The sequence below is a fragment of the Pusillimonas sp. NJUB218 genome, assembly GCF_003788685.1.
Classification (GTDB): domain Bacteria; phylum Pseudomonadota; class Gammaproteobacteria; order Burkholderiales; family Burkholderiaceae_B; genus Neopusillimonas.
Window position 1 is genome coordinate 1 of the sequence record NZ_NQMK01000004.1, and the last position, 21,143, is coordinate 21,143.

The 21,143-nt window shown below is 55.6% G+C and carries 17 protein-coding genes and 2 pseudogenes; 8 read left to right on the forward strand and 11 right to left on the reverse strand.

Annotation, left to right across the window (positions count from 1 at the left end; genetic code table 11):
• The 3 genes and pseudogenes from CHR62_RS06410 to bcsQ all read right to left on the reverse strand — a co-directional run.
• A pseudogene (locus CHR62_RS06410) lies at positions 1–134 on the reverse strand (IS5/IS1182 family transposase); the annotation flags it as partial.
• A gap of 72 nt (positions 135–206) precedes the next feature.
• Positions 207–1,688 (reverse strand): annotated as a pseudogene (gene bcsA, locus CHR62_RS06415) (UDP-forming cellulose synthase catalytic subunit); the annotation flags it as partial.
• A complete protein-coding gene (bcsQ, locus tag CHR62_RS06420; RefSeq protein WP_123660400.1) occupies positions 1,685–2,503 on the reverse strand; it encodes a cellulose biosynthesis protein BcsQ in 819 nt (272 codons plus the stop codon). The pseudogene bcsA and the gene bcsQ, both read right to left, overlap by 4 nt.
• 300 nt (positions 2,504–2,803) lie before the next feature.
• Between bcsQ and CHR62_RS06425 the strand changes: the two genes are divergently transcribed.
• From CHR62_RS06425 to CHR62_RS06435, 3 genes are all read left to right on the forward strand, one after another.
• Complete coding sequence (locus tag CHR62_RS06425; protein WP_233574898.1) at positions 2,804–3,424, forward strand: tRNA-uridine aminocarboxypropyltransferase; 621 nt, start codon at positions 2,804–2,806, stop codon at positions 3,422–3,424.
• 107 nt (positions 3,425–3,531) lie between these two features.
• Positions 3,532–5,097 carry an inorganic phosphate transporter gene (locus CHR62_RS06430; RefSeq protein WP_093969378.1) on the forward strand — a complete coding sequence of 522 codons (1,566 nt, stop codon included), beginning with the start codon at positions 3,532–3,534 and terminating at the stop codon, positions 5,095–5,097.
• Positions 5,098–5,212: 115 nt separating this feature from the next.
• Positions 5,213–5,845 carry a flavin reductase family protein gene (locus CHR62_RS06435; protein WP_123660402.1) on the forward strand — a complete coding sequence of 211 codons (633 nt, stop codon included), beginning with the start codon at positions 5,213–5,215 and terminating at the stop codon, positions 5,843–5,845.
• 117 nt (positions 5,846–5,962) lie between these two features.
• Here the strand turns inward: CHR62_RS06435 and CHR62_RS06440 are convergent, their stop codons facing one another.
• Entirely contained in the window at positions 5,963–7,138 is a 1,176-nt protein-coding gene (locus CHR62_RS06440; protein WP_123660403.1) for an ABC transporter substrate-binding protein, read from the reverse strand.
• Positions 7,139–7,182: 44 nt separating this feature from the next.
• The gene (locus CHR62_RS06445) at positions 7,183–8,448 is read right to left on the reverse strand and encodes a flavin-dependent oxidoreductase (protein WP_093969375.1); all 1,266 of its coding nucleotides are present in this window, start codon (positions 8,446–8,448) and stop codon (positions 7,183–7,185) included.
• 182 nt (positions 8,449–8,630) lie between these two features.
• On the opposite strand from CHR62_RS06445, the gene CHR62_RS06450 reads away from it, so the two are divergent.
• Positions 8,631–9,677: an efflux RND transporter periplasmic adaptor subunit gene (locus tag CHR62_RS06450; protein WP_123660404.1), complete on the forward strand. Its 1,047-nt coding sequence runs from the start codon at positions 8,631–8,633 to the stop codon at positions 9,675–9,677.
• On the forward strand, positions 9,674–12,733 hold the full coding sequence (locus tag CHR62_RS06455; protein WP_123660405.1) for an efflux RND transporter permease subunit: 3,060 nt from the start codon (positions 9,674–9,676) through the stop codon (positions 12,731–12,733). Before CHR62_RS06450 ends, CHR62_RS06455 begins: the two co-directional genes overlap by 4 nt.
• Here the strand turns inward: CHR62_RS06455 and CHR62_RS06460 are convergent.
• From CHR62_RS06460 to CHR62_RS06480, 5 genes are all read right to left on the reverse strand, one after another.
• Positions 12,714–13,709, reverse strand: a complete 996-nt coding sequence (locus tag CHR62_RS06460; RefSeq protein WP_158213995.1) for an AraC family transcriptional regulator — start codon at positions 13,707–13,709, stop codon at positions 12,714–12,716. The genes CHR62_RS06455 and CHR62_RS06460 overlap by 20 nt on opposite strands.
• A gap of 153 nt (positions 13,710–13,862) precedes the next feature.
• The gene (locus CHR62_RS06465) at positions 13,863–14,360 is read right to left on the reverse strand and encodes a flavin reductase family protein (RefSeq protein WP_123660406.1); all 498 of its coding nucleotides are present in this window, start codon (positions 14,358–14,360) and stop codon (positions 13,863–13,865) included.
• Positions 14,357–15,457, reverse strand: a complete 1,101-nt coding sequence (locus CHR62_RS06470; RefSeq protein WP_123660407.1) for an LLM class flavin-dependent oxidoreductase — start codon at positions 15,455–15,457, stop codon at positions 14,357–14,359. Before CHR62_RS06470 ends, CHR62_RS06465 begins: the two co-directional genes overlap by 4 nt.
• Positions 15,458–15,605: 148 nt before the next feature.
• Complete coding sequence (locus CHR62_RS06475) at positions 15,606–16,277, reverse strand: cysteine hydrolase family protein (RefSeq protein WP_123660408.1); 672 nt, start codon at positions 16,275–16,277, stop codon at positions 15,606–15,608.
• A gap of 27 nt (positions 16,278–16,304) precedes the next feature.
• Positions 16,305–17,288, reverse strand: a complete 984-nt coding sequence (locus CHR62_RS06480) for a TerC family protein (protein ID WP_093969368.1) — start codon at positions 17,286–17,288, stop codon at positions 16,305–16,307.
• 113 nt (positions 17,289–17,401) lie between these two features.
• Here CHR62_RS06480 and CHR62_RS06485 point away from each other — a divergent pair, with 113 nt between their 5' ends.
• Complete coding sequence (locus tag CHR62_RS06485) at positions 17,402–18,280, forward strand: LysR family transcriptional regulator (protein ID WP_123660409.1); 879 nt, start codon at positions 17,402–17,404, stop codon at positions 18,278–18,280.
• Here the strand turns inward: CHR62_RS06485 and CHR62_RS06490 are convergent.
• Positions 18,277–19,323 carry a metal-dependent hydrolase gene (locus tag CHR62_RS06490; protein ID WP_123660410.1) on the reverse strand — a complete coding sequence of 349 codons (1,047 nt, stop codon included), beginning with the start codon at positions 19,321–19,323 and terminating at the stop codon, positions 18,277–18,279. The two genes, CHR62_RS06485 and CHR62_RS06490, sit on opposite strands and share 4 nt — an antisense overlap.
• Before the next feature lie 184 nt (positions 19,324–19,507).
• Between CHR62_RS06490 and CHR62_RS06495 the strand changes: the two genes are divergently transcribed.
• Both CHR62_RS06495 and CHR62_RS15590 read left to right on the forward strand, forming a co-directional pair.
• Positions 19,508–20,698: an amino acid aminotransferase gene (locus CHR62_RS06495; protein WP_123660411.1), complete on the forward strand. Its 1,191-nt coding sequence runs from the start codon at positions 19,508–19,510 to the stop codon at positions 20,696–20,698.
• Positions 20,699–20,859: 161 nt separating this feature from the next.
• Positions 20,860–21,018 carry a hypothetical protein gene (locus CHR62_RS15590; protein ID WP_158213994.1) on the forward strand — a complete coding sequence of 53 codons (159 nt, stop codon included), beginning with the start codon at positions 20,860–20,862 and terminating at the stop codon, positions 21,016–21,018.
• Positions 21,019–21,143 lie beyond the last annotated feature (125 nt).

Genomic DNA, 21,143 nt, shown 5'->3' on the forward strand with positions numbered 1-21,143 from the left:
GGGTAATGCGGATCGACCAGATCGGCAAAGACCTTCCACGGCACCGCACGCTCCATCTTGGCCAGAAACTTCTCACGGCGCGTTTTCTTGCGTTTGCCGACGTACTCGGCTTCGGAAAAACTCAACTGGCTCATCGGGTTCACTCGGATCGGGCTGTTTTCAATAACTTATATTCTGACAGGTTCGTTGGACTTGTTCAGAGGTTCCTTAGGGTTGATGAATGTAGCGATGACCGGTCGCACGATATACCAGGCAAGCACCGATTCGTAGACTTCGTTCCAGAACGAATGCCTGAATTTGCCTTGTAGTTTGGAGTTGGTCAGATTGCTCTGGATGATGTGAGGCAGCGCGTATGCGGCGATCATGAGTGCGGATGCCTGGAAAACCTGTGCCCCGAAAAACAAAAATGCCAATGGAGCGGTCAGGAACACTAAGCGAGGGAGCCCGAAAAAAAAGTGAAGCATTGCATTCAGATAGCAAAGCCTTTGCCCTAGGGTAAGGCCTTTTCCAAGTAGCGGATTGTCGACGCGTGCAATCTGTGCCATGCCGCGAGCCCAACGTATGCGCTGGCCCACATGTGCTGAAAGGCTTTCGGTCGCTAAACCTGCAGCCTGCGGTATCCCCAGATAGGCTGTGTTGTAGCCTTTTCGGTTTAGTTTGAGTGCGGTGTGAGCGTCTTCGGTTACCGTTTCAATGGCAACCCCGCCAATTTCATTCAGCATGCTGCGCCTGAGAATGGCGCAGGAGCCGCAGAAAAACGAGGCATTCCAAAGGTCGTTGCCTTCTTGCACCACGCCATAAAACAGGTTCCCCTCGTTGGGTACCGACTGAAAAGTATTTAGGTTCCGCTCGAAAGGGTCGGGCGAGAAAAAGTGATGAGGGGTCTGAACCATGGAGAGTTTTGAGTCGCGCAGAAACCACCCCATGGTTAATTGGAGGAACGAGCGCGTAGGTATATGGTCGCAATCAAAGATAGCTACGAATTCTCCGTTGGTTTGGGCCAGGGCTGCGTTCAGGTTTCCCGCCTTGGCGTGTCGGTTGTTGTCGCGGGTCATATACCCACATCCTACGTCTTCACAGAGTTCTCGGAAGGTTTCGCGCCTGCCGTCATCTAGCAAGTAGACGTTCAGTTTTTCAGCAGGCCAGTCCATGGCGAGTGCTGCGTAGACGGTTTGCCGCACGACACCTATGGGTTCGTTATATGTTGGGATGAACACATCGACGCTGGGCCAGGCGTCGATGTCGTCGGGCAGCGGCACAGGCTTTCGGTGCAGCGGCCAGGCGGTTTGGAGGTAACCCAGCAATAGCACCAATAGGGCGTATATCTCGGCTAGTAAAAGGCCATAGCCGAATGTGGCATCAAGAAGCGTCTCAAAACCCAGTGTCTCGGTAACGCGCCAATACATGTAACGTAGCGACGCCAATGAAGAAAAAATGATCAATATGTGGGAAGCGATTTTGCTTTCCAGTCTTCTGATGACCATGGCTACTGCCAATATGCAGACCGAAAAGAGGACCTGCGACCAGAAGTCGAGCGGCACTACGATCAGCAGGCCAAAGGTAAATAAAGTAATGGCAAGGGTTATGGCAATGACCCACGGGTTGCGCCAGCGTTTCTCTTCAGAGGCCTGTTGCAGCAGTTTGTTGATGCCGACAACATACTTGTTTGGCAATTTTTTGGTGGTCATGGCCGTTTCGTCGTGTTGGCTTGCAATAGTTGCAAAACCCTGTCTGTACAAATTTTGATGTCGTAAGAAGCTTGCGAGTAGGGCGCAAAGCTGGTGACGTCTTGTCGATTCGCCAACGCTTCACACATAAATTGATCAGCATGTATGCGTCCTATCAATGCAGAGCCCAGCTCGTGGCGGATAACTTCAGCCATGTCGCGTGACAAGGGGTGTGCGCTGTTGACTTGGTTAATGATGTACTTGGCTCCGTCGAACGCTGCGCGTGGCCTGCTGTATTGATTCAGTAAGCGCTCCATGACAGGTATGGCCGCGAATGAAGCCGCATCGGGCAAAGTGAGCACCAGGGCTAGATTTGCGATTTCGAGAACGCGCTGAATGTAAATAGATGGGCCCGGCGGCGTGTCAAAAATGATGATGGTGCCGGGTGTTATCGATAGTTCGCTTAAACGCTCTGAAAGCCAGTGCGGGTTTTGTTCCAGGATGTCTTCGTAGGCGGTTCGTTCGGCCTCTGAGGGAATGCCGTATGGGATCAGGCGTAAGTCGGGAGCAAGCTCTACCACTGTGGTCGACCATTTGTGGTTGTTAAGGCTTGCCAGCGCAGAGCCTTCTCGTGCGTTTGGCGGGATGCCAACATGGTGACAAAGCGAATTTTGAGGATCCAAGTCGAGCATGATGACCGGTCGGTCGGCGCGTGCCATGCAGACGCCAAGGCTGGCCGCGAACGATGTTTTGCCGACGCCCCCTTTCGCTGAAATTATTGCGATGGCGTACGTAGGGCTCAAGGGATGATCAGTCGTAATGTCTTCGTTTTCCATAACCCTTCGAGTTTAGAATGTTTCCGGTACTGCTGTTGCTCAAAAAACGGAAAACGTGAGTTTGGGTGATCATTTTGTTGGTGCGCAACAAGTCTTCTATGCACTACTATTTTTACTTTGGATAATGTTTCTTAAAATTGCATTATAACCAATTGTTTTATTTGTAATTTTCCAGATTTCTCCTGATTTTTTGGGCGTTAAGCTATTTCTCGTTACAGTCGCGACCCTCACGAGGATTGTTCGGTGCAATGGGTGGGCTTGAGTGCTACCGCTTGTTATTGTTTAGATTGAATGTCCAGGGTGAATACAAAGAATCTCGAAAAGAATGGGCGTTCCAGTTGCCCACGATGTCTTCGCCCAGCAACGCATTGCCTGTGCGCTTACGTTTCCGCCGTACCCAGCCGTACGCGTGTACTCATTCTGCAGCATCCTGATGAGTCCCGTCATGCCTTGAATACGGCGCGGCTGGCTGCGTTGGGGTTAACCAACAGCACCCTGTGGGTGGGCGAGCATTTTCCCGATCTGGCGTCATCTATTCGTCAGGCCTCGGCCGCGTTTCTGCTTTTTCCGGGCCCCGAGGCTCAGGCACCTCTGCCGCTTGAGGCACTTGCGGCCGGCGACGCACCGTTGCTGATTGTGCCTGATGGCACGTGGCGTAAGGCGCGCAAACTTGTTCAGCTGAATCCGGTGCTGGCCGACTTGCCCAGGCTGATGCTGGCCGATGGTGTGCCATCGCGTTATCGCGTGCGTAAAGCCGCTGAACCGAATGCCGTTTCAACGATTGAGGCGATTGTCCGGACGTTGACGTGGCTTGAGCCCGGGCAAGATTTTGAGCCGTTGTTACGACCGTTCGACGCCCTGATTGAACAGCAAATTGCCGCGATGGGGGCGGAGGTTTACGCGCGGCATCACGGGGGATAGGTGTTGCGCCATCGCTTCATTGTGATGTAACCGTTCGCATGACAATTCATTGAAATGTCATAATTACGCAATTTTTCGCAAACGGGCTTTTTCTCCCGACTATCTTCATGCAATTCCAGGAACTCTCCGACATCCAGCACGCGACTAAACGCAGTCAGCGTGAATTCTTCCGCTTTGGCATGGGTCTGCTGTTTGTTGTCAGCATCATGATCTATTCGTCTTTAGGTCTGGGGACTTCGGGCACGCAGGGCATTATGTTGGTAGTCGCTTCCATGATTGGCGGCTACATGGCCATGAATATCGGCGCCAACGACGTGGCTAACAATGTTGGACCGGCGGTGGGGTCAAAGTCAATTTCAATGGCAGGGGCCATAGTCATTGCCGCGATCTTCGAAGTTATGGGTGCGCTTATCGCAGGCGGTGATGTGGTTTCGACAGTGCGGGGCGACATTATTGATATGGCGGCTATTCCCAGCCCCGATCACTTCCTGGCCCTGATGACGGCGGCCTTGCTGGCCGGTGCGCTTTGGCTGAACCTGGCGACGGCGCTGGGTGCGCCTGTGTCGACGACTCATTCTATTGTGGGTGCAGTGCTTGGCGCCGGAGTAACGGCGGGTGGTTTTGCTGCGGCCAACTGGGGCGTCATGGTCAAAATTGTGGCCAGTTGGGTGGTTTCGCCGCTTCTGGGCGGGCTGATTGCAGCCGGCTTTTTGCTGTGGATTAAATGGGCCATTACCTACAAAAGCGACATGGTGGCTGCAGCACGCAAGACGGTGCCCATTCTTATCGGCGTCATGGCGTTCTCCTTTTCCACCTATCTTATTCTTAAGGGGTTGAACAAGATCTGGGATGTTGAATTCCTTACAGCGGTTATTGTCGGTGGGCTTATTGGTGCGTTGGTTTGGTTGCTTACGCGTGCGGTCATGGCACGTCGTGTGGCGACATTGTCCAATACCAAAAAGTCCATTAACTCCTTGTTCACCATTCCGCTGATTTTTGCGGCAGCTTTGCTTAGTTTTGCGCATGGCGCCAATGATGTCGCCAATGCGATTGGGCCGCTGGCTGCTATTGCCGACACAGTCCTTCATGGTGGTGTTTCCGACAAGGCGGGTATCCCGTTGTGGGTCATGTTGATCGGTGCGTTGGGCATAGCCATTGGCTTGGCCTTGTATGGTCCCAAGCTGATTCGTACGGTAGGCGGCGAAATTACCGACCTTGACCAGATGCGGGCATTTTCTATTGCCATGGCTGCGGCGGTAACCGTGATTGTTGCGTCGCAATTGGGTTTGCCGGTCAGCTCAACACATATTGCTATTGGCGGGATTTTTGGTGTCGGCTTTTTGCGCGAGCACCTGAAGTCAAACTATTCGCAAATGCTCGAGTGGATCAAACACCGGCATACCGGGGCCGATAAGGCGCAGGTCGAGGCGTTTCTTGATAAGTTTGCCGCTGCCGATGTGCAAGCCAAGCAAGCCATGCTGCAGCAGCTTAAAGATCACACGGTAGACGTCGAGTTGACCAAAAAAGAATACAAAAAAATGCGTCGTGTTTATCGTGGTGAGCTGGTCAAGCGTACTGCAGTGACCAAAATTGTGGCGGCCTGGATCATCACGGTGCCGGCTTCGGCGCTGATGGCAGCAGGTATTTACTGGCTGATCGCGTCGTTGCTGTAGGCCCATCCCAAGGCCGGTCAGTCCAAGCCCCGGCTGACGACGTTCGCATTGTCTAAAGGCGTCCGAAGCTGTTAAATTCGGACGCTTCTCTTTGGCTATTCAAGTGTTTATTTAAATGAAAGTTTTTCAGAACGATGACATGACGACGCTGCTGGCGTCGGAAATCGACCCTAGCATGGGGTACAAGATGGTATCTGGGCTGGTGGTGCCACGGCCAGTGGCTTGGGTCAGTTCGCAAAGTGCCGAGGGTGTCGTCAATGTGGCGCCGTTCAGTTCCTTTAATTATGTGGCGCATAGCCCACCCATGCTGGCGGTAAACATTGCGCTGCAAGACGATGGCACGCTCAAGGATTCGGCGCGTAATATTCGCGATACCGGCGAGTTCGTCGTCAATATCACCCCCACCGCAGCGCTCGACATGATGAACCAAAGCAGTGCCGAGTACCCGGCCAACGTTAGCGAAGCCGAGGTGCTTGAGATTCCGTTGCTTCCCAGCCAGTTGGTCAAGCCGCCACGTGTAGCGGTGTCGCCTGCGCAAATGGAGTGCCGTTTGTCGCAAGTGGTGCCCTTGGGTACCGGCATTAATACGTTGTATATCGCCGAAATTGTGGCCTTCCACGTCGACAAAAACGTATTCGACGGTCGTCACATTGATAGTGTCGCGATGGATCCTGTGGCCCGTCTGGGCGGTCCGTTCTATGCGTCGCTGGGCCAAATTCACAAGCGGCCGCGTCCCAAGGCGGTGTAGAAACCCTCGCGCGTAAGCGTGATGAGTATTGCGGCAGCGCGTTGGGTGGCTTGCCGTGGACCACAAAAAAGCCTGCAACGTTGCCGTATGCAGGCTTTTTTATATTTGAACGCGTAATCAGGGTTGTTTGCCTGGATCTTTGAAATTCGGGATAACGTCGAACTCTACGTTCTGTAGCAGACCGTCGACCTTCTTGACTTCGCGAATGTAAACATTCTGGATGATGTCGCGCGTTTCAGGGTCGATGGAGATCGGGCCGCGAGGGCTTTCCCAAGCCATGCCCTTGGCGCTGGCCAGGAAGGTATCGCCGTCTGATTTGCCACCGGTTTTCTTCAGTGTTTCGTAGATCAGGTGCATGCCGTCGTAGCCGCCAACCGTCAGGAATGTGGGGCGCTGGTTCGGATACATGGCTTTGTACTTCTGTTTGAATTCTCGGTTGACGTCGGAGTCGTGTGCCTCGGAGTAGGTGAAGGACGTTTTTAACCCAATCGCGGCGTCGCCGGTCGCGGCAATCAGGTCTTCGGTGGTGATGTCGCCGGTTGATAGCAGTTCGATGCCTTCTTTATCTAGACCGCGTTCGCGGTAGCCCTTGATAAATGCAACGCCTTGTTCACCCGCAGGCACAAACAGAAAGACGGCGTCCGGCTTGGCATCTTTGACACGCTGAAGGAAGGGGGAAAAGTCGGGGCTTTGCACGGGCATGCGAATTTGCGCCGCAATATTGCCGCCGTTTTCGGTAAAGGTTTTGACAAACTGCTTTTCAGCGTCGTGCCCTGGGCCGTAGTCGGAGACCAGGGTAATGACATTCTTCATACCGTTCTTGGCGGCCCACATGGCATTGGGCGCTGTAAATTGGCCCATGGTGGATGAGGTGCGCAAAATGTAGGGCGACTTGGTTGTGATGGACGACGTTGCCGCGTTCATGACCACCATGGGCGTTTTTGTGCTTTCTGACAGCGGAGCCACAGCAAACGCTGCAGGCGTAAAGCCAAAGCCAGCCAAAATATTGACTTTTTCGTTAACCAACAGCTCTTGTGCTGCCCGCTGGCTGACAGCTGGCGCAATGCCGGTGTCGTCGCGCAATAGAAGCTCGACTTTGCGGCCGGCGACGGTGTCGCCGTGTACGTTCATATACAGTTTGACGCCGTCGAGAATTTGCTTGCCTATCGTTGAAAATGGACCCGATAAAGGTAGGATCAGGCCGATTTTCAGGTTTTCGGCATGTACTTGCCCCGCGCCGATGAGGCCGCAGGCCAGGGCCAGGGTGCTCAGTGCTTTCTTGAAAGGTTTCATGGTTTGTCTCCTTGGTTTATTTTGATTTGGTAATGCTTGCGGGCTTATGCTGCTGAACTGGTTGCAGGTTTCTTTTGCAGGTCTTCGACTTTGAAGCCAGCGACGCTTTTGTAGCGGTTCGAGATGGCCTGCAGCTCTTCACGGCTGATTACGTCGTTGATGTCGTTAAAGGGTTTGCCACCGGTGCGTTCATGAACTTCTTTAAGAATAGTGTCGGGCGGCGCGCTGCGATTGAACAAGACCACATCGGTGGTGGCCTTGTTGCGAATGCGGTCGTAGACCGTTAGTGCGCCTTCGTTAATGCCGTATTTTCTGAACTGTTCGATCAGGCACGGGGCGTCAAGAATGGCTTGCCCGGCGCCGTTCGACCCCCGAGGCAGCATGGGGTGTGCGGCATCGCCCAGCAGCGTAATACGCCCAAAACTCCAACGCGGCAGCGGGTCTTGGTCGACCATGGGGTATTCAAGAATGGTCTCGGTTTTGGCAATCATGCCCGATATATCCAACCAGTCGTGGTGGCGGTTTTCGAAGTACGAGAAGAAGTCTTCGAGGCGTCCGGCACGCGTCCAGTCTCGCACGACCGGGCGGTCGGACAAGGTTTCCGCCACCCAGTTGATCAGTTGGTTGCCTTCGGCGTCGATATTGTTGCGAATGGGGTAGATCACCATCTTGCCTACGTCGAGCCAGCCGGCGCGCACCATGCTGGCTTCGCTTAAAAAGGGCTTCATGGGCGTGACGCCGCGCCACATATTAATTCCGGAAAACCGGGGCTCGCGTTCATTGGGATACAACTGTTTGCGGATGACGGAGTGAATGCCGTCGCAGCCGACAAGAATGGACGCCCTGACCTCTGAAGGTTTACCGTCGCTGTCGACAAAAGTAGCGGTAACGCCGTTGTCGTCCTGGGTCACTCCTGTGCAGCGCCGATCGAGCACAATCGCGTCATCGCCCAGGCGTTGTTTTACGGCATTGATCAAGACAAATTGCAGGTCGCCGCGATGAATCGAAAACTGTGGCCAGGCATAGCCGGCATCCAGACCCGCCGGTTCGCTGTATACAAATGAACCGTGGTGATCAAAGAAAATAGATTCTTTGGTCTTGACGCCTACTTTTTCCAGTTCGGGTACCAGGCCCAGGCGGTCGAGCACACTGACGGCGTGAGGCAGGACATTGATACCCGCACCCAGCGGCTTGATGTCAGGAACCGCCTCGTACAGGCGGCATGAAATACCGGCCGCGTGTAAATTGAGGGCAAGATTCAGGCCACCAATACCGGCGCCGACAATCAGGATTTCACATTCTTTGGACATGGTTTTGCAAGGTTCCTTTGGGGCTGAAGCAGATATGCGTCTATTTAAAGTCAAGCCGAGTCATTATGGAAATTTGAATATCTAATGAATTAATTAATATTGTTTATCTATTCAAAAATCTGCCCTGCATCGGGTGGCATACATACGGTACGATGCGATTCAGTTCAAATTTGGGGTAGTTCATGCGTTTTCTGGCTGTTGGCTTGGCGGTGGCGGCGTTGTTCTTGTCTGGTTGTGGCGAGGGTCGTGATACGGTCGCGGCAACGCCTGCACCGTATGTAAAGACCTGGATATTGCAGGCTGCCGAGGGGTCTGCGTTCAGCCTGTCGGGTGTGGTGCGTGCGCGTGTCGAATCGCCCCTGGCGTTTCAAGTGCCGGGCCGAATACTGGCACGTGCCGTTGACGCCGGGCAGGTTGTCAAGAAAGGGGCGTCACTGTTCCAGCTGGACACTCGCGACCTGGATGAGCAATTTCGCGAAGCTCAGGCGGGCGTGGTCGCTGCGCGCGCGGCTCAACGCATTGCACAAGACGACCTGACGCGCCATCGGCAATTGCTGGCCGGCAACGCCGTCAGCCGTCAGGCAGCCGATCAGGCCGAACTTGTGCTGCAAGAAGCACAGGCCAGACTGCAAGGGGCGCTGGCGCGCCAGACGCAGGCGAAAAATGCACTTGAATATGCGCGCTTGCTGGCGCCGGCCGACGGCGTATTGATTGATGTGACTGGCGATGTGGGGCAAGTTGTTGCGGCCGGCCAAACGGTCGCTTTGCTGGCTCATGCGGGTGAGCGCGAGATCGAGGTTTACTTTCCGCAAGGTGATCAGCCGCCCGCCAAGGGGCAATTGAAGTCCGACGGGGAAGCTATTGTGTTGCAGTTGCGCGAAGCGGCCGGTGCCGTCGATGCGCAAAGCCGTACGCTGCGCGCCCGTTATGCATTGCCCGAACAAGCGCCGGCGCTGCAATTGGGGAGCGTGCAGCGGTTAGTGTTTTCGTTGGAAGAGACAGATGGCAAACTTTTCAGGGTACCTGTTGGGGCGCTGAACGAACGGGGTGAGGGCCCTAATGTCTGGCTACTTAAAGATGGCACAGTCAGGCCTGTTCCGGTGACCTTGTTAAGGCTGGACACAGAAACAGCCTTGATACATGCAGATCTTCAGGCCGGCGAAACGGTCGTCGCGCTGGGTACCCATTTGTTGGCCGATGGCATGGCCGTGCAGGAACTCAGCAAATGAGCTTTCCCAATCTGTCGGCGCTGGCGGTCAAAGAGCGCGCCATTACTCTGTTTTTTTTGATTCTGGCGGTTATTGCGGGCATTTACGCTTTCATGGCCCTTGGGCGCGCCGAAGATCCGCCGTTTACGGTGCGCGCGCTGGTGGTGTCAGCCTACTGGCCCGGGGCCACGCCCGAAGAAATGCAGCAGCAGGTGGCCGACCGGCTTGAAAAACGGCTGCAAGAAGTCCCCAGTCTGTACAAAATCGAGACCTCGGTACGCCCGGGGCAAGTAAGCTTGCAGGTCGAGTTTTTTGATCACACGCCCAAAGCGCAGGTGCCCGATCTGTTCTACGAAGTACGAAAGCGCATGCAGGAAGAGGCAATCAGTTTGCCGGCCGGCGTTATGGGGCCTGTGGTCAATGATGATTTTGCCGATGTTTACTTCAGTCTTGTGGCGCTGACGGCGCCAGGCCTGCCCATGCGCGAACTGACGCGCGATGCCGAAGCGCTGCGTGACCGGATCCGTCTGGTGCCGGGTGTACGTAAGGCGCTTGTGCTGGGCGAGCGGTCCGAGCGCGTGTTTGTCGAGTTCGATACTGCGCGTCTGAATAACTTGGGCATTTCGCCGCAGGCGGTGTTTCAAGCCATCGATGCGCACAACCGCTTGGTGCCCGCTGGCCACCTTGAAACCGAAGGACCGCGGGTTTATTTACGGCTGGACACTGACTTGTCTGATCTGGACGAACTGTCAGCCGTGCCGTTGCGCATAGGCGACCGTCTCATTCGCCTGTCTGATATTGCAACCGTGACGCCGGGATATGAAGACCCGCCAGGCTATTTGGTTCGGTCGCGCGGCAAAGACGCCATGCTGGTGGGCGTGGTCATGGAAAGTGGGGTGAATGGCCTTGAACTGGGTGAGCGGTTGGCTCAGTTCGTCGTTAAAGAGCGTGAGACGCTGCCTTTGGGGATGACTCTCGAGGTTCTGACCAATCAGGCCGAGGCTATTGCCGGTGCGGTGAGCTTGTTTCAGGTCAAATTTTTTGTCGCGATTGCGGTAGTGGTGGCCGTCAGTATGTTGGCTATCGGCGTTAAGGCGGGGCTGATTGTCGGTGTTGCCGTGCCGCTGACGTTGGGCATTACGTTTCTGGTCATGCTGCTAATGAACATCAATCTTGATCGGGTGACGTTGGGCGCGCTGATATTGGCTTTGGGGCTACTGGTCGATGACGCGATTATTGCGGTCGAGATGATGTTGGTAAAAATGGAGGCGGGTTGGGACCGCGTGCGTGCGGCGGCACATGCCTGGAATGTGACCGCAGCCCCTATGCTGTTTGGCACGCTGGTCACCGTAGCCGGCTTTATTCCTGTGGGTTTTGCACAGTCGGCCGTAGGAGAGTACACCGGCAATATCTTCTGGGTATTGGGTATTGCGTTGATCGTATCGTGGCTGGTGGCGGTGGTATTTGTGCCGTATCTGGGCGTAAAGCTGTTGCCCGACATGCCGGCGCATCATGGCGGCACTGCGGCGTATCAAACGCCGGGCTATCGTCGTTTGCGCACCTGGGTCACCTGGTGCGTAGTCCACAGAAAGACGGTGGTTTTTACGACGGTGGGGCTACTGGTAGTGGCTATTGTGGGCATGGCTACGGTCGTGCAAAAGCAGTTTTTTCCGGCTTCCGATCGGCCCGAAGTGCTGGTCAGTGTCTATTTGCCGCAAGGCTCCAGTATTGCCGCAACCGATGCAACGGTTCGCAAAATCGAAAGTTTGTTGGCCCCCGACGAGGATATTCGCAGCTTGTCAGCGTATATCGGCGCTGGAGCACCGCGGTTTTTTATTTCTGCCAGCCCTGAAATGCCCAACCCGGCTTTTGCCAAACTGATCGCCGTTACGCACGACGCCAAAGCTCGTGACCGGGTGATCGCCCGTTTGCAACAGGCGATTGCCGATGGGGCGTTCCCCGAGGCGCGCGTGCGAGTGATCGGTTTGTTGTACGGCCCGCCTGTGGTGTGGCCGGTGGCGTTCCGGCTTGTGGGGCCCGACCCGCATGTGTTGCGTGATGTCGGCCATGAGGTGCGTCAACGCATGCAGGCCAATCCGCACATTCTCGATGCCCATCTTGAGTGGGACGAGCGCGCGCCGCAATTGCATTTGTCGATGGACAATGCGCGCTTGCGGCTGTTGGGGCTGACGCCGCTTGAGGTGTCGCAACAGCTGCAGTTTCAGCTCGATGGCTTGGTCATTAGTCAGTTACGCCAGAATATCCGCACCGTTGATGTGGTGGCCCGCATGCAGCGCCCCTGGTTAGACGACGAGACCTCGCATGCTGATCTACTGGGGCAAATTGAAATTCTGACCCCCGAGGGACGTAAAGTACCCTTTGCTCATTTGGGTCAGGTCGAAACCCGTTTCGAAGAGCCTTTAATCAAGCGTTATAACCGGCAACGTTCGTTGATGGTGCAGGCCGACGTGCAGGGTGCACAACCCAATGATGTAAGTGTCGCGATATGGCAGACTCTGGCGTCGGTACGCGAGCAATTGCCGCAGGGCTATGACCTGCAGATGGCCGGAACGATTGAGGAATCAGGTAAGGGCGAGTCGTCGATTCAAAAGTTGCAGCCTGTCATGTTTGCCGCCATGCTGGTCTTCATCATGCTGCAAATGCGTTCGTTTTCGGGCACCTTTATGGTCGTGGCGACGGCCCCGTTAGGGCTTATCGGGGCGGTGCTGGCCCTGTTATTGTTCAATCAGCCGTTTGGCTTTGTTGCCTTGCTGGGCCTGACTGGCCTGGCGGGCATCTTGATGCGCAACACTTTGATCCTGACTCAGCAGGTGGCCGACAATTTTGATGCCGGCATGACGGCTTTGGAGGGTGTGGTTGAAGCGGCAGTGCAGCGCGCGCGGCCGGTGGTGCTGACGGCCCTGGCCGCTGTGCTGGCGTTTGTGCCGTTGACCCTGGACACTTTTTGGGGACCGCTGGCGTTTGTATTGATTGGCGGCGTGGCCGTGGGAACAGCCATTACCCTGTTGTTTGTGCCGGCGCTTTACGGCTTATGGTTCAGGATACGTGCCGCTTGAGCGTGGCCGATGGCAGCTCGCCAAACCGTTGCTGGTAGTCGGCCGAGAACTGCCCCAGGTGTGTAAACCCCCAGCGCAGAGCGACTTGGGTCACGTTGGTATGGGCCGCAGGGCGTTCGAGGTCGGAGCGTACACGCTCGAGCCGAACTTCTTTGAGCAGCTTTATGGGTGATGTATTGCGATATTTTCGGAACCCGGCAAACAGGCTGCGGATACTGACCCCGACATGTTCGGCGATGTCGCCGGCAGTAAGCGGCAGGTGAGCGTGATGCTGAATGTAATCTTCGGCGCGCTTGATAAACCCCGGAGCGACCGTGGTCGGGTCGATGGTATGTTGCTGGTTGTGCGACAAACTACATAGCAACGACACCATCAGAGTTTCTTCGAAGCGCGCAGCAATAAGCGGCTGATTGAAGAGCTCGCCTTCAGAGGCTTCGAGCAATTGCCAGTCGAGCAAACGCTTGAGCGATTGCGTGACCGGGGTATTTAGGGGGATAGCCGGATCAAAATTTAATGCCCCGCGTACCCCTTGCCCATAATATTGGGCACATTGCTGCTCGAAGGCGTTGCGCTCGACCCGAATGAACAGCTTTTCGGCATGGCGTTCGTGCCGCATGCGGAATTCGAGGTCGGGGCTAATGATGGTGGCAATGCTGGGGTTTGAGTGCACCGATTGCCGGTTGCATTCGATGGTTTCTTGCCCGGCAACCGGGATTTGTATCAGGTAAAAATCGTCGAGCTTGCCTGGCTCGATGTCGACAGTGGCGCCATAAAGCATTCGGCCATAGCTGACGCGCTTGCCAGGGCGAAAGTGTATTTGTGTATTAAGCGCCTGCGATTTGCCTACGACTTTCAGGTCGTGATCGCAAAAAATACGGCTGACCTGATGCCTGACTTCTTCGGCATCATGCGATGTGAACTTTGGGAAACGACTAAACAAATGGCTGCGCGGTTGCGCGTTGAGTGCCGCCTGCATGTGCATTTTCCTTCGGCGCCCGGGCCGGCCTGAAGCCGGAGAATGCGGCTGGTGAACCGGGGGAAACGCCCCAATGACATAAAGCTAACAGTTTATACCTAAACTGTTTTTTTGCCTCTGGGGGTTTCCCCGGGGGACCATTTCACATGTGGGCTATTGGCTCGAAAATGACCCGTAATTGCCTTGCCAGTACGCAAGTGGCTTAGGCCCAGGATTAATGTCGATCCGGGTGACTTTGCCAGCGATAAGTGCATGTTGCCGGTGCAGCCAGACTTTTTCGACGTCGCAGGCAAAAGCAGCCAGCGACCGGCGCGACAGCCAGACGCCGTCCGGGGTCTGGTACCAGTCGTCGTCGGCGTATCGGTCGTCACCTTTGCGTCCGCCTTTCCCCGAAAAGTGCTCGGCCACAATTTGTTGGCCATGCTGCAGCACATTGATGCCGAACTTGCCGGCTTTCTCGATGACAGGCCACGACGATGAGCTTTGGTTTACCGAAATGAACAGCTCGGGTGGGTCCATCGAAATGGACACCACCGATGTGGCTGTCAGGCCGGTTCGCTCGTTGCCGTTGGCGGCGGTAATGACCGAGACGCCGCCGGCCAGCTGGCGCATGGCGGCCCGGAATTCCTGGTTGAGTAATGCGTCGTTCATACAAATTTTTTGCGAATGCCACGTGATTCAAGGATGGGCAGCACGTTATCACGGAAATAGGGGAATTCTTCCGCGTAGTCAAAGAATGATAGCGTGGTACCGCCGAAACCGGCTTCGTGCAGTTGGGTAATGCCGTCTGCAACCTGTTCGGGCGTACCTACCAGCGGGAAGCCACCATGGCCAGCTGCGAAGCGCTCGCGAATCAGGGCCAGAAGGTCGTGCGGGAATGAATGGGCGTGTGCGAACTGAAGACGGATCAGGTTGTCGACGGCGGCCCAGTCGGCGTTGTCTTGCAGCGATTGCCATACCGCTTTGGCTTCGGCTTCGGTGGGGCGGCAAATGACATGCGAGAACGTCAGTACGCCCACTTTACGGCCTTCCTGGTCAAGGGCTTGTTGCTTGAGCTCTGCAACTTCGGTCTTTGAGCGCTCCAGGTCGATGGCGGGGGTAAACAGGAAGTCAGCGTTGCGTGCTGCAAATTCGCGGCCAAGGCCCGAACCGGCGGCGTTATAGATCGGGGGCATGGTTTGCGGCTTGGGATTGCCATAGACGCCCTTGAGTTGGAAGTATTTGCCGTTCCAGTCAAAGCGGCCGTCGTGTTTCCAGACCTTTTTGATGACGTCGAACCATTCCTGCGCATAGCCATAACGGGTTTCGTGGTCATCGGGCAGGCTCAGACCCAGGGCTTCGTATTCAGGTTTGTTCCAGCCGGCCACAATGTTCAGGCCAACGCGCTCGCCACTAATTTGGGCCATAGTCGCAATTTGCTTGGCAATCACGACCGGGTGATTGGCACTGGTGTGAATGGTTGCAAAGACAGTCAGCTGCTTCGTGTTGGCCAGCATGGCGGTGGCCCAGGTCACGGTTTCAAGTACATAACCATGAAAGTCGGTTTCGCCGCCGTAACCAATCCAGCGAGCGATGGGCAGCATGAAGTCCATGCCGGCGTCGTCCAGGAGCTTGCCGATTTTCAGGTTGCTTTCCCAGTCGGCTTTCCAGCGATTGGGCAATTTCGAGACGGTCATGCCGCCCGAGCAATTGGTTGAAAAGGTACCCAGCAGGAAGTGGTCCCTGTTCAGGAAGTTATTGGTTTTCATGAGGTCTCCGATGCACTATAAGTTGTGTTCAACAAGTTTGGCCGCAGCGGGGCAATGCCCGCCGGGCTGTAACCGAACAGTAATGTGCAGCGGAGGGGGGCGACTATCGGATTTGTGCACGCCTTGTCAGTATCGTGCACAAAAATGATTAGTCGGCGCGTAGCCGGGCAATGACCTCTTCAGTGCCCAGAACGTCGCCAAAGAATAGCAGCCAGCCTTCAAGCGAAGCCTGATGTTCTTGCGGGGTGACGGCCGATAGCGTGTCGTGCACCATGACGGTGACGTAGTCGAGCATCATGGCGCTACGGGCGGTCGATTCGCAGCAGACATTGGTGACGGTACCGCCTACAAGTACGTTTTTGACGCCTTTGGCTTGCAAGACATCATGCAGGTTGGACGAACCGGGGCTTAGCGCGCTGTAGTAGCGTTTGATGATGCGCGTGTCAGACGGGGCGACGTCAAGCGCGTCGGGTATTTGAAACCCGTCGTGCGATTCGGATAACTCGGCCAGGCGTCGGGCGCTGTTTTTGGGCGCAAGCATGTTGTGCTGGAAGTGCGACCAGAATTTTTCGGCGCCGTCGGCACTGGTTTGTATCCAGATGACGTGCCCGCCTGCCTGGCGTAATGCAGCGGCCAGGGCGTTGACGGCAGGGAAGGTGGCTCGGGCTGTCTTGCATTCGCCCAGGTAACCAGGTTGCGTAAAGAAGTTTTGCAGGTCGACCACTACAAACGCCGTTTCTGCGGCGTTGAAGTGGTCGTACGGGTGAAGGCAGCCCTGGCGGGCGACGACGCGGTCAATGACGGACTGAGGGAATTCCATGATGTCTCCGGTGGCCGCCCGGCCCCCTTAGTGGGTGTCTTTAGGGGCGGCTGTTTTCTTCAAGCTTACGATAATACCGCCGACAATCAGCGTCATGGTCACACCCAGTGATACCCAGGCCGGGATCTTGCCAATAATGTTGACCAGGAAGATCTTCGAGCCAATAAAGACCAGAATGAGCGATAGCGCGTACTTCAGGTAATGGAAGCGGTGAATCATTGCGGATAGCGCGAAGTACAGGGCGCGTAAACCCAGAATGGCAAAAATATTACTGGTGTAAACAATAAACGGGTCGGTGGTGATGGCGAAAATGGCCGGGATTGAGTCGACGGCGAACACCAGGTCGGTCAGTTCGACCATGACCAGGGCCAGGAACAGCGGGGTACCCATGCGCATCAGTCGACCGGTTTTCGGGTCGGTTTTTTTGACCCAGAATGCGTTGCCGTGCAGCTCGTTCGTTAGCGGCATGTGCTTCTTCACGAAGTTCAGCACGGGGTTCTTGGCCAGGTCGGGCTCGGCGTCGGCCATGATCCACATTTTGACGCCCGTAAACACAAGGAACGCGCCGAAGATGTACAAGACCCAGTCAAACTCGTTGATGAGCGCGGCACCCAGGCCAATCATGATGGCGCGCAGCACAATGACGCCCAAAATACCCCAGAACAGCACGCGGTGCTGATACTTTGGCGGGATGGCGAAGTAGCTGAAAATAAGCGCAATGACAAAAATATTGTCCATTGACAGCGATTTTTCGATCAGGAAGCCGGTGTAGTAATCAAGGCCCTGCTGGGCACCCATATACCACCAGACCCAACCGCCAAAAATCAAGGCCGCCGTAATGTACCCCGCCGATAGCAGCAGGCTTTCGCGGATACCGATTTCGCGCTGTTCTTTATGCAGCACGCCCAGGTCGAGCACCAGAAGGGTGATAACAATTAGAAAGAAGAACAGCCAGGCCCAGAGCGGCATGCTGGCCATGGGGGTCGACAGGAACGAAATGAGTTCAGTCATGATGAGGTTGCCATTTAAATTGGACGAGGTTAGAAAACAGGGCCAATTGTGCCTGTCTGTTTATTTCTAATAAATCATCATAAAATTGAATTTAACTTCGGTTTTTTCGAAATATGATCAATTACCGTCATCTGTACTATTTTTGGGTTGTGGGTAAAGAGGGCGGTTTTTCGCGGGCGGCCGATCGTTTGGGTGTGGCCGTCCAGACCGTATCGGCGCAGGTGCGCGCACTCGAAGAGTCATTGGGTTGTCAGTTGCTCAAGCCCGCAGGGCGCGGCGTGGCGTTAACCGATGCCGGAAAGACCGCATTTACACGTGCAGAAGAAATCTTTCAGTTGGGCCAGCGTTTGCCCCAAGAGGTCTTGCAGACGGCGTCCAGACCAGTGGTGCGTTTGGCGGTGGGCTTGTCTGACGGCATCTCCAAGCTTGCCGCTCATGCGTTGTTAAAGCCTGTCCTGACGACGCCTAATCTGCACTTGGTGTGTCACGAAGGCGAGTTCGATCCGTTGCTGGGCGAATTGACCCTGCACCATATCGACCTGGTGCTGGCGGGCCAAGCGGCTCCAGTAAACGCCAATTTACGGGTCAAGAGTGAACTGCTGGTGTCGTCGCCCATCGACTGGTTCGGGCCTTCGGCATGGGTCAGCAAAAAACAGGTTCAGACGTTTCCTGCGTGCCTGGCTCAAATCCCCGTTCTGTTGCCCACCGGGCATTCTGAATTACGTGCGTCGCTCGATCGTTGGTTTGCCGAAATTCGCGTGCAACCCAACGTGGTGGGTGAGTTTGAAGACAGCGCCCTGATGGCGGTGTTTGCGGCTCAGGGGTTGGGCGTTTTTCCGGTCAGCCGCTTCGGTGCCTTGCAAACCAGGTTGCTCAAGGGCTTGCGACGTTTAGGTGGCGACGACCGGGTTCGCGAAGAGGTTTTTGCGATCAGAAACCGGCGCGGAGAGCAGCACCCCCTAGTGTCGGACGTGTTGGCCCATGCGCTTTAGGGCGTTGCGCGCATACGGGCTTCCCATTGTTGCAGCGGCAATGCTGGGCTGGCACTGATAGTGCGTGCAATCACCGCAGTCAATGCTTCCAGGCCACGGTCTGACGGCCAGCGAGACGGTTCGACAACGGCCCAGCTGCCGTCTGGGTTTTGCTGTGCGACACGGAATCGGAACGAGTAATAGCCCGTAGCCAGACCCATGCGCAGGTCGGTGGCTACCAGCTGCTTGTCGATCACGTCGTAGCGGATCCAGTCCCCCGAAAACCAGCGCAGCCCGTTAAGCATGTCGGCGTTGCTGAGCTGGTCGGCTAGTGCGGTATTAAGCGGCGCCTTGATGTATTCGAGGGGTTGGTCGTCTAGAACGCTGGTAACGTACTCAAAGTAGTGGTCGTCATCGGTGCGTGCCACCACCCGCCACAGCAGAATATTGAACGGAGCCGGCGTTGAGAACACGGCGTCAACACTAACGCCGCTTTGCGCCAGGGTCGTGCGCACACGCGATTCGACCAGATTTTTGGCCAGCAGCGAAGCGCACAGATACACCACACACCAGCCTAACGCCCAGGCATTCATTTTTTGCACGGCTGGACGCGCACCCCAGGCAAAGGCCGCCATTGCGGCCAGCAGCATGGGCAGGGTGAAGAGCGGGTCGATGATGAAAATGCTTGACCAACTGGTCGGTGTTGGCATGAAGGGCCAGAACAGCTGCGTGCCATAACTGGTAAAGGCGTCGGCCAGTACATGTGTGATGAAGATCAGCCACAACGTGGCAAATAGCCGTTTCCAGTCGTACTGCGTGGCCGGGGGCCATTTGCGTATCAGCCAGGTCAGCAAAAGCGACAACCCGGTCAGAACAAACACCGAATGCGAGAACCCGCGATGGTTGATCATGTCGGCAATAGGGTTGCCGTACCGAATGATGACATCGAGATCTGGCAGCGTGCCCAATACGGCGCCTGCAATATAGGCTTTGCGACCGTGGTATCGGCCCAGCATGACGCCAGAGACGCTGGCGCCCAGTACGGCTTGAGTGACGGAATCCATAGTTGATGATCACCAATATAGGCGTTTGATCATACCACCCGGGCCATGTCGTGCAGCCCGGCACAATGTGGCGCAACGGGTCGCGACATGACACGGCTGTTGCATTTTGTAGGTATAAAATGGCCTTCCTTTTAACTGCTTTCAGCGGCGATGCTTTTGAGTATCGCAGCAACAGGACGACACCGTGTTCAACGTGCTTTCTGCCTATGCAGGCGACCCTATCTTGTCTCTTCAGTTGGCCTATCGCGACGATGCTCGCGCCGACAAAACTAATTTAAGTATTGGTTTGTATTACGACGACCAGGGTAATGTGCCCCGTCTGAAGTCCGTCATCGAGGCACAGGCCCGGGTGGCACAGTCGACTCAGCCCAGCATGTACCTGCCCATGAGCGGTGACCCGACCTATTGCAAGGCCAGTCAGGCGCTGTTGTTTGGTCAAGATGCCGATGTCATCAAGCAGGGGCGCGTGGCCACCATTCAAACAGTTGGGGGTTCGGGTGCGCTTAAGGTGGGCAGCGATGTCATCCGCCGGTTTTTTCCGGCCATCGAAGCTCGTATCAGCAACCCGACCTGGGACAACCACCGCGCCATTCTCGAGGGCGCCGGGTTCAAGGTAGACACGTACCCTTATTTCAATCGCGATACCCAACGCCTCGATTTTGATGCCATGGCGGCTGCGCTGCGTCAGTTGCCGGCGCAAACATTGGTGCTGTTGCACCCTTGCTGCCATAACCCCACCGGGGCCGACCTGAGTCCGGCGCAATGGGATGAAGTCGTCGAAATCATCGCGTCGCGCGAGCTCATAGCGTTTCTTGATACGGCGTATCAAGGGTTGGGCGAAGGGCTTGAACAGGATGCCTATTTGATCCGTGCGTTGGTCAAGGCTAACCAGTCTTTCCTGGTCGCCAATTCGTACTCGAAGATTTTTTCTTTGTATGGCGAACGCTGCGGGAGCCTGAGCATGGTCTGCGCCAATGCTGACGAAGCCGGCCGTGCGCTGGGACAAATGCAGCAGGCCGTGCGTCGCAATTACTCCAGTCCGCCTGCTTATGGCGCCAGCCTTGTGCAAACGGTGCTGAACGATGCCGAGCTGAACGCGCTTTGGCGTAGCGAAGTAGACGAGATGCGTGTGCGTATTCAGTCGATGCGTGAGCGGCTGCATCAGGGGCTGTGCACAGCCCAACCCAATGTCGATTGGGACTTTTTATTGGCGCAGCGCGGCATGTTTGGCTATGCACCAGTACTGGCGGCGCAAATGAACCGTCTGCGCGACGAGTTCGGTGTTTACATCATCGAGTCTGGCCGCATTTGCGTGGCGGGTTTAAATACCGGCAACGTCGATCGTGTCGCTCGGGCGTTTGCTGCTGTGCTATAGACCGGCCAGTTCAGGCGCTGTTGTTTTTAAAAGCCGTTATTTTCCTAGGAATAACCCTGAAAATGACGGCTTTGTCATCAAATTGTCTATAAACAGGGGTAACCTAGGGGTCGCAGTTCTAAACCATTCCGAATAATCGTAATATTTTCGAGAGGTTCCTGATGTTGGTTAAACCGCGCACTCCCACCCCGTTCCGCCCGTTCAAGTCCAGCGTTAAATTGTCGGCCAACCACGAACGCGCCAAACAGGCTTCCGCCCCACGCATCATCAGCATGGGCAGTATTGGTAACGATCGTTACGGGCGCAAGCGAGACAGCTAACATCTGCGTGCCCGCAAGAATTGCACCCCAAGCGCCGGACAACTGTCGGACTTTTGGGGTGCTTTTCATTTGTACTGTCAGTTTTGGCGAGCAAAGCCGGGGGTAATAACCCTGGGGTGAACAGG

What these genes read in the sequence shown, in the direction of transcription:
- bcsQ (WP_123660400.1), bottom strand. Translation starts at nt 2,503, where the DNA reads ATGGAAAACGAAGACATTACGACTGATCATCCCTTGAGCCCTACGTAC.
- CHR62_RS06430 (WP_093969378.1), top strand. Translation starts at nt 3,532, where the DNA reads ATGCAATTCCAGGAACTCTCCGACATCCAGCACGCGACTAAACGCAGT.
- CHR62_RS06435 (WP_123660402.1), top strand. Translation starts at nt 5,213, where the DNA reads ATGAAAGTTTTTCAGAACGATGACATGACGACGCTGCTGGCGTCGGAA.
- CHR62_RS06440 (WP_123660403.1), bottom strand. Translation starts at nt 7,138, where the DNA reads ATGAAACCTTTCAAGAAAGCACTGAGCACCCTGGCCCTGGCCTGCGGC.
- CHR62_RS06445 (WP_093969375.1), bottom strand. Translation starts at nt 8,448, where the DNA reads ATGTCCAAAGAATGTGAAATCCTGATTGTCGGCGCCGGTATTGGTGGC.
- CHR62_RS06450 (WP_123660404.1), top strand. Translation starts at nt 8,631, where the DNA reads ATGCGTTTTCTGGCTGTTGGCTTGGCGGTGGCGGCGTTGTTCTTGTCT.
- CHR62_RS06455 (WP_123660405.1), top strand. Translation starts at nt 9,674, where the DNA reads ATGAGCTTTCCCAATCTGTCGGCGCTGGCGGTCAAAGAGCGCGCCATT.
- CHR62_RS06460 (WP_158213995.1), bottom strand. Translation starts at nt 13,709, where the DNA reads ATGCAGGCGGCACTCAACGCGCAACCGCGCAGCCATTTGTTTAGTCGT.
- CHR62_RS06465 (WP_123660406.1), bottom strand. Translation starts at nt 14,360, where the DNA reads ATGAACGACGCATTACTCAACCAGGAATTCCGGGCCGCCATGCGCCAG.
- CHR62_RS06470 (WP_123660407.1), bottom strand. Translation starts at nt 15,457, where the DNA reads ATGAAAACCAATAACTTCCTGAACAGGGACCACTTCCTGCTGGGTACC.
- CHR62_RS06475 (WP_123660408.1), bottom strand. Translation starts at nt 16,277, where the DNA reads ATGGAATTCCCTCAGTCCGTCATTGACCGCGTCGTCGCCCGCCAGGGC.
- CHR62_RS06480 (WP_093969368.1), bottom strand. Translation starts at nt 17,288, where the DNA reads ATGACTGAACTCATTTCGTTCCTGTCGACCCCCATGGCCAGCATGCCG.
- CHR62_RS06485 (WP_123660409.1), top strand. Translation starts at nt 17,402, where the DNA reads ATGATCAATTACCGTCATCTGTACTATTTTTGGGTTGTGGGTAAAGAG.
- CHR62_RS06490 (WP_123660410.1), bottom strand. Translation starts at nt 19,323, where the DNA reads ATGGATTCCGTCACTCAAGCCGTACTGGGCGCCAGCGTCTCTGGCGTC.
- CHR62_RS15590 (WP_158213994.1), top strand. Translation starts at nt 20,860, where the DNA reads ATGTTGGTTAAACCGCGCACTCCCACCCCGTTCCGCCCGTTCAAGTCC.